8 protein-coding genes are annotated in these 7,502 nt (G+C 46.6%); 7 read left to right on the top strand and 1 reads right to left on the bottom strand.

Translation table 11 applies throughout. The annotated features are described in order from the left end of the window. Positions 1-56: 56 nt before the first annotated feature. The 7 genes from IQ270_RS32435 (at position 57) to cruF (ending at position 6,883) form a co-directional block, all read left to right on the top strand. On the top strand, positions 57-383 hold the full coding sequence (locus IQ270_RS32435; RefSeq protein WP_193976094.1) for an HNH endonuclease: 327 nt from the start codon (positions 57-59) through the stop codon (positions 381-383). A gap of 86 nt (positions 384-469) precedes the next feature. Then, complete coding sequence (locus IQ270_RS26195) at positions 470-1,099, top strand: reverse transcriptase domain-containing protein (RefSeq protein ID WP_193976093.1); 630 nt, start codon at positions 470-472, stop codon at positions 1,097-1,099. Between the two features lie 197 nt (positions 1,100-1,296). Beyond that, positions 1,297-1,500, top strand: a complete 204-nt coding sequence (locus IQ270_RS26190; protein ID WP_193976092.1) for a hypothetical protein — start codon at positions 1,297-1,299, stop codon at positions 1,498-1,500. Between the two features lie 116 nt (positions 1,501-1,616). After that, complete coding sequence (gene galE, locus IQ270_RS26185) at positions 1,617-2,618, top strand: UDP-glucose 4-epimerase GalE (protein WP_193976091.1); 1,002 nt, start codon at positions 1,617-1,619, stop codon at positions 2,616-2,618. A gap of 482 nt (positions 2,619-3,100) precedes the next feature. Next, on the top strand, positions 3,101-5,713 hold the full coding sequence (locus IQ270_RS26180; protein WP_193976090.1) for a CHAT domain-containing protein: 2,613 nt from the start codon (positions 3,101-3,103) through the stop codon (positions 5,711-5,713). A 6-nt stretch (positions 5,714-5,719) separates the two neighbouring features. Then, entirely contained in the window at positions 5,720-5,866 is a 147-nt protein-coding gene (locus tag IQ270_RS26175; protein ID WP_193976089.1) for a hypothetical protein, read from the top strand. Positions 5,867-5,941: 75 nt separating this feature from the next. Further along, positions 5,942-6,883, top strand: a complete 942-nt coding sequence (cruF, locus tag IQ270_RS26170) for a gamma-carotene 1'-hydroxylase CruF (protein ID WP_193976088.1) — start codon at positions 5,942-5,944, stop codon at positions 6,881-6,883. Between the two features lie 422 nt (positions 6,884-7,305). Here cruF and IQ270_RS26165 read toward each other — a convergent pair. Then, positions 7,306-7,502: hypothetical protein (locus tag IQ270_RS26165; protein ID WP_193976087.1), on the bottom strand; the 197-nt coding region annotated here is incomplete at its 5' end.

The raw sequence follows: 7,502 nt of genomic DNA, 5'->3' as shown, positions 1-7,502 counted from the left end.
ACAAACAGGTGCATAAAACCCAAGTTAAATCTCGCTTGAAGTAAGGCTTGAGCCGGATGAGTGCAAAAGTCTCATGTCCGGTTCTTAGGGGAGGGGAGAGGGGCGACCCTCGAACCTCACCCGACAAGTTAAAAGGGAAACCACAGCAATACCAGGTCATTGACGAAATGATCCGGACAGCTCAGTTTGTCCGAAACAAAGCTCTTAAATACTGGCTCGACAATCAGGGAGTTAAGTTAGTCGCTCTCTACAAACAATGCGCCATCATGGCGAAAGAGTTTGAATGGGCAGGCAAACTTAACTCAAAAGATGATGTTGAAAATCTTCAACTTCTTTGTCGTGATTGTCATGTCCAAACGCCTTCGTATGGACGAAGCACGTAACAATGATGGAAAGCCGGAGGAGGTGAAAGTCTCACGTCCGGTTTGGGGAGAGGAATGAAGAAACACATAAATCGAGAGATTTAGAGGTGCGCTTTGTTCCTACTCCATTATCGCCACTATTGGCTAATATAGCCCTCCACGGTTTAGAAGAAGCGCTAAAGCAATTTGCTGAGACGCTAGACATCAGATACCCAGGTGGAACAAGGAGAAGTTGTAGGGACAAAAGACAATCCCTGGCAATCATTAGATATGCCGACGACTTCGTAATTCTCCACAAGGACAAAGCCGTAATAAAAAGATGTCGAGAGATTATCTCTCAATGGTTAACTCGCATAGGACTTGAGTTAAAACCTGAAAAGACGAGGCTAACTCACACACTCAACGATGAACAAAGTGAGGATGGGTTCGCTGGATTTGACTTTTTAGGTCATCACATCAGGCAATACCCTGCTGGTAAATACCGAAGCAATAAAACCGCAGAAGGTAAAATATTAGGTTTTAACACACTCATTACCCCATCGCAGAAGGCGAGTCAGGCTCACCAAGAGGAAATCGGAAAACTCATCAAAAAACATAGGTCTTCGCCCCAAGCGGCTCTGATTCAAGACCTCAACCCTGTGATCAGGGGATGGACTTCCTATTTTTCAAATTCCGACGCACAAACCGTTGGAGAACTATCAAAACAGGATTACCTCACATACTCCCCTCGACCCTAACAATCCTCGCACCTTCAGGTCGGGGAGTGTCAAAAATGGAATATACTGTATCTAATCGGCGCATCTATCTTTGGGAGCAGAACTTTGATAAATTGTTTCTGCTGTTGGAAAAATGAATTTACGATCCAAAGAACACCATTTGTGAGTCAACAACTGCCATCCGCTTTAGATATTATGACATAAAGGCGATCGAATAAATGCGAACATCTCAAAAGAAATCGAACTTGACAATTTTTCAAATGGTCGATCGGATTGTAGCATCTGGTAAAATCGCTCGCCGAGAACATTTAGTTTTGACATCTACTATCCTATCTGATGATAAAATTTCAGAAGAGGAGCGATATCAAATCAATCGGATATTTGATTATATCCAAATTGGTCGCGTTAAGTTTATCGATTAAACTTGTCAAGTCACAAGACAACCGACCCTTGCAGTTAAAACCGAAACAAACAGAATTAACCAGAGCGTATTGCAATAGGCTCGACAATCCCAACTCAAACAACCAAGCACAATAAAATGACTGAAGAAAAACCAACTATTTTGGTAACTGGCGGAGCCGGATATATTGGCTCTCACGCAGTATTAGCATTGAAAAACTCCGGTTACGGTGTGATAATTTTGGATAATTTAGTTTACGGGCACCAAGATTTAGTAGATCGGGTTTTGCAAGTAAAGTTGGTAGTTGGAGATACAAACGATCGCGCCCTGCTCGACAACCTGTTCGCTACTCACAAAATTGCAGCGGTAATGCACTTTTCAGCTTACGCTTACGTGGGCGAATCTGTTACCGATCCAGCTAAATATTACCGCAACAACGTCATCGGTACTGTGACACTTTTGGAAGCGATGATAGCTGCTGGAGTGAACAAATTTGTGTTTTCTTCTACTTGCGCGACTTACGGCGTGCCGCAGAAAATTCCGATCGCAGAAGATCACCCGCAAAATCCGATCAATCCCTACGGCGCTACCAAGTTAATGGTAGAACGGATTTTGTCTGATTTTGATGCTGCGTACAATTTCAAGTCTGTTTGTTTCCGCTATTTTAACGCGGCTGGGGCAGATCCGAACGGGTTGTTAGGAGAGGATCACAATCCAGAAACTCACCTGATTCCGTTGGTGTTGTTGACTGCTTTGGGAAAGCGGGATTCGATCGCAATTTTTGGCACCGATTACGATACTCCAGACGGTAGCTGCATTCGGGATTACATTCACGTTAACGATCTGGCATCGGCTCACATTTTGGGATTGGAATATTTGTTAAATGAGGGCAAATCCGATTTCTTTAATTTGGGAAACGGCGGCGGGTTTTCGGTAAAAGAGGTGATAGAATCGGCTCGCCAAGTGACGGGAAAAGAGATTAAAGCGGTTGAGTGCGATCGCCGTCCGGGAGACCCGCCTGCCTTAGTTGGTAGCAGCGAGAAAGCCATCAAAACTTTGGGTTGGTCTCCGAAATATCCCGATATTAAGGATATTTTAACTCACGCTTGGGAGTGGCACCAAAAACGACATTTTCCTTAGTAAGCTGTCGCGGATTTAATCGGAACGATCGAACCGCAACAGCTTAAGAGTGAATAAACGTGTTCTTAAGCAATGAGAATTAAATAACTTGCATTTTTTGTAGGAAGTTATTTAATCGACGATCCTAAGCTGTTGCGGCCTATAAATCAATACGGTTCACTTAAGACGATCTCCCTGGCACACCCCTTAAAAAGGGGGGGATCAGAATTCCCTCTTGCGTCCCCCAACAATCAGGGGGATGCTGCAAGGGATCTCCGGGGCATAAATATGTTAAGTGAACCGTATTGGCCTATAAATTATATGTCAAACAAACAATTGCCCGAATGAGTGGGGTGGGCATCCTGCCCGCCCCGAACATACAATGTTTATCCGACAGCTTACTACCTATTAGTTATTATTCTGAGATAAGCGGATTTAGGATAACTTTATTTGTGCAAAAACTCCGACTAGAATGATGCTGGAATTAGCAGCATAAATGTTATATGAAACTTACCCGATCGCTCCGACAAGCAATTCTGTTATTTCTGATTTCCTGTCTGCTATCCGTTACAATTCCTGCGGCAGTTGCTCAGATTCAGTCACCGCCTGCGGCTGCGCTTGTCCGACAAGCTCGAAGTCTGTACGCAGAGGAACGTTTTTCCGAAGCTGTACCCCTGTTGCAGCAAGCGGCGGTGCAGTTTGAAGAAACAGGCGAAAATCTCGATCTCGCCGCCGCCTTGAGCAATTTAGCTGCAACCTACGGGCAGTTGACACTTTGGGAACAAGCAGAACAAGTTGTGAATTCGAGTTTGTCGGCGGTGCGAACCGAACCCAAAACTGCCGAACAGCAGCGGATTTTGGCGGAAACTCTCAACATTCAAGCACAGTTGCAACTCGAACGGGGACAGACTCAAGATGCGATCGACAACTTGCAGTTAAGCGCTAAAATTTTTGAGCAAATCGATCGCAAAAACCAACTTTTTCAAGTTCAAATCAATCTAAGTCGGGGTTGGGAAACTCTCGGACTTTACCCGAAAGCTTGCAAAATTCTGTTAGCTTCCTTGATGCTGGAAAACCAAACTTGCGAAGTTTCGACAGTTGGTTTGGCAAGTTTAAAAAATCAGCTTGTTTCTGTTGATAGAGTCCGGGCAAGTAACGCTTTAGGGCGGGTGCTGCGGGTTTTGGGACAATTGGAACCTTCACAAAATTTGCTATTAGAGGGACTCGCAGCAGCTCAAAAATTAGGCCTCAGACAAGAGGAGGCTGCAATCGATCTGAGTCTGGGGAATACGGTGCGGGCTAAAAGCAATAAACCGGGTTTGAGCGCCCGACAGCAGGCTGAGTTGGAACTCTCTGCCCTAGAATATTATGCTCGCTCGGCGGCAGTCTCCGCTCGGTTGCCCCTACAAATTCAGGCGAAGTTGAACCAATTGAGTCTTTTGGTCGATCGCCAAAACTGGTCGGAGGCAGAGGTTTTGTGGCGTTCCGTCGAACCTCAAGCTGCTAGATTTGGGTCGAACCGCGCGGGACTTTACGCTCAAATTAATCTAGCTCAAAGTTTGCTCAAATTAGCTCAGTCGCCTGCAAAAATTGGGAGTTTCAGCGACATTGACAAAATGCTCGATCGATCTGTGGAACCAGCCAACAGTTTGGGCGACAAACGAATACAAGCTTACATTCTCGCAACCAAGGGCAAACTTGCCGAACTCCAGCAGCAGCACCAGCAGGCGGAAATTTTGACAAATCAGGCTTTGAGTTTAGCGCCGGCGTTTCAATCTCCCGATATTGCCTATCAATTATTGTGGCAGCTAGGGCGGATTCGGAAAGCTCAGGGAAATACAGAAGGGGCGATCGTTCAATATACTCAAGCTGTAAATGTACTGTCTTCTCTGCGGGGCGATTTGGTAACAGTCAATCCCGAAGTGCAATTTTCGTTTCGCGAAAGTGCCGAACCGGTTTATCGGGAATTAGTCGGGCTGCTTTTGGAAGGGGAATCTCCGAGTCAAGCTAAATTGAAACTGGCGCGCCAAACGGTGGAATCTTTGCAGTTGGCGGAATTGGACAACTTTTTTCGGGATGCTTGCGCTGATGCTAAACCAAAGTCGATCGAGGAAATCGATCCGGCGGCGGCGGTGATTTATCCAATCATTTTGAGCGATCGTTTGGAGGTAATTTTGTCAATTCCCGGCAAACCCCTGCGCCGCTACGCTACTAAGAAGTCTCGAACCGAGTTGGAAACTGCCTTCAAACTAGCCAAAAATACGATCAGGCCTGCTGGGTTTCCCCGCGACAGGTTGCCCCGCGTTCAACAGGTTTACGACTGGTTAATCCGCCCTGCGGAAGCGGATTTGACGGATAGCGGGATTAAAACCCTAGTATTTGTGCTCGACGGTTACTTGCGAAATCTGCCGGTGGCGGTGCTGCACGACGGCGAAAAGTTTTTGGTAGAAAAGTACAGTATTGCTTTAGCGCCGGGACTGCAACTGCTGACACCCAAACCCCTGAACCAAGTCAAGTTGAGAGTGCTCGCTGCTGCGCTCTCAGAAGCGCGTCAAGGCTTCGAGGCTTTGCCGGGGGTGAAACGAGAAATTCAACAAATTTCAGCTCAGATGCCCGCTACTGACCTGCTGAATGAAGATTTTGTCAGCGGGCGGTTGAGCGATCGAATTAAAGCAGTGTCTTACCCGATCGTCCATTTGGCAACTCACGGTCAGTTTAGCTCGAATGCGGCGGATACTTTTATTTTGACTTGGGACGAGCGGGTGAATGTCAAGGAGTTCGATCGGCTGCTGCGATCCCGCACAGGCGAGAACCAACAGCCGATCGAGCTTTTGGTGTTGAGTGCTTGCGAAACTGCTTCGGGCGACAGTCGCGCGGCTTTGGGTTTGGCCGGGGCGGCAATTCGATCGGGTGCCCGCAGCACAGTCGCCACGCTGTGGCAAGTCAACGACGAATCCACTGCTATATTTATGACCGAGTTTTACCGTCAACTGGCTGCCTCTAAAACCAGCAAAGCTGAAGCCCTCCGCAACGCTCAATTAACCTTGCTGCAAAACCCTGAGTATAAAAATCCCTATTTCTGGGCACCTTTCGTGCTGGTGGGGAATTGGCAATAATCTAAGATGGGGAATTGGGAATGGGGGATTGGGAATTGGGGATTAAGCTTGCAGTCAACAGCCAGTAGGGGCGGTGCCCCCGTGCCCGCCCTCAACCGTCAACAGCCAACAGTCAACCGTCAACCGTCAACCGTCAACCGTCAACCAACTTAAATGCTGGATTTTTTGTTAAAAATTGTAAACTGTTAAGAAGTGCTTTCTGCATCTAATATTTTTTCGAGGAGTCCCATGAAGCAACTTTTGATTGCTGAGCGCTTTTGCCTGATAGCCCACGTCTTGTCAATGGCTTTTGGATTAGCAGGATTGCTGCTAATTTTACCCCGTCCCGAATTAGTGATGAATTTACCGCCCGCCGGACAAACTCTGTTCCAATGGGGGATGGCTGGGGGTGGAGTAGTTTATATCATTTTTGGTGCAGCAGCGGTTGCTCTTTATGCCTTTCGGACATTGGGGTTGGGTGCAACTATGGCATTTTTGCTGCCTTCTGTGTTTTTGTCCTTGAGTAGCGAGTTGTTGGGGACGAGTACGGGTTTTCCCTTCGGAAACTACCACTACTTGAGCGGTTTGGGCTACAAAATTGCAGGGCTAGTTCCGTTTACAATTCCCCTCTCGTGGTTTTATCTGGGACTGGTTTCTTATATAATTGCTCGGGCTGGAGTTGGCGGCGGCAAAGGCCAACTCAACTGGGTGCGCCAAATCGGGGCGATCGCCCTTGGTGCTATGCTCCTGACAGCTTGGGATTTTGTACTAGATCCGGCGATGAGTCAAACTTCGGTACCTTTTTGGGAGTTTGAGGAACTTGGAGCTTTCTTCGGGATGCCTTACCGCAACTTGGCGGGCTGGATGGGTACTGGAGCGCTATTTATGTCCTTTGCAGCTTTCTTGTGGAGAAAAACGCCGATTAAATTAGAGCGATCGGAAATGGGTTTGCCTTTAATTGTTTATTTGGTAAACTTTGCTTTCGGAGCGATTATCACTGTCACTTCTTTGGATTCTCGGTTCTGGTTCCCGACATCGCTAGCTGTGCTTCTGGGTGTAGTTCCGGCGATCGTCTTAAGCTGGCTGGCTAAACCCGCAGCCGATGAAGTAACAGAAACAGTTCCGTATTTGGAAACATCTGCTGTGACAGCGGAAATTCCACCTCAGCCGGTTGGCGCTGTACGCAAGTAAGTCGCTAGTGAGCAACAGCCGCTGATTTAGCAAAAATTTACACTAAATTTTGAGCTAGTTTAAAAACCCGGTTTCTACAAGAAACCGGGTTTTTTCAGCTAGAGATTAGCAGTAGGGCGCGTCAGAAAAAGTAATTCTCAAGTTTCATATCCTGTCGGGTTTACCATAATAAAACCTTTTGTAGTGCGGACTAATTTGATTGCTGTCGCTCCTCCGGACACTCTCTAAACTCCTAATTTACTTCGCTTTACACCATCTATTCCTGGCGTGCGCCTGTTGGGAAATTGTGAATTTTTCCGAGAATTTTCGCTGAAGCACCCTACTGTACTGTAAGATGTTTAAAGCTAAAAATTGATGAAATTTTTCAAATTAATATCACCCACAATTTGCAATTTTGAATTCTTCAATTTAAAATCTAAAATCTAAAATCTAAAATCTAAAATCCATAAGATCGCCCCTAATATGCCAAATCTCTTGACAAGCATCATCCCTGTCGCACTTTTGCTGCTACAATTACCCGCCGCCGCCCTTTTAATGTCGCGATTAATTAAAGGCCCGTCGCGCATCCCGCCCCTAGAACCGGAATCGCCGACGCTGGACTTGTTGGGTGCTTGTACTG

The organism is Microcoleus sp. LEGE 07076, from assembly GCF_015207455.1.
Taxonomy (GTDB): domain Bacteria; phylum Cyanobacteriota; class Cyanobacteriia; order Cyanobacteriales; family Microcoleaceae; genus Microcoleus.
This window is presented reverse-complemented; position numbering and strand designations above follow the sequence as displayed.

Bases quoted from the DNA above. Each gene is read 5' to 3' on its own strand.
- IQ270_RS32435 (WP_193976094.1), top strand. From the start codon at position 57: ATGAGTGCAAAAGTCTCATGTCCGGTTCTTAGGGGAGGGGAGAGGGGC.
- IQ270_RS26190 (WP_193976092.1), top strand. From the start codon at position 1,297: ATGCGAACATCTCAAAAGAAATCGAACTTGACAATTTTTCAAATGGTC.
- galE (WP_193976091.1), top strand. From the start codon at position 1,617: ATGACTGAAGAAAAACCAACTATTTTGGTAACTGGCGGAGCCGGATAT.
- IQ270_RS26180 (WP_193976090.1), top strand. From the start codon at position 3,101: ATGAAACTTACCCGATCGCTCCGACAAGCAATTCTGTTATTTCTGATT.
- IQ270_RS26175 (WP_193976089.1), top strand. From the start codon at position 5,720: ATGGGGAATTGGGAATGGGGGATTGGGAATTGGGGATTAAGCTTGCAG.
- cruF (WP_193976088.1), top strand. From the start codon at position 5,942: ATGAAGCAACTTTTGATTGCTGAGCGCTTTTGCCTGATAGCCCACGTC.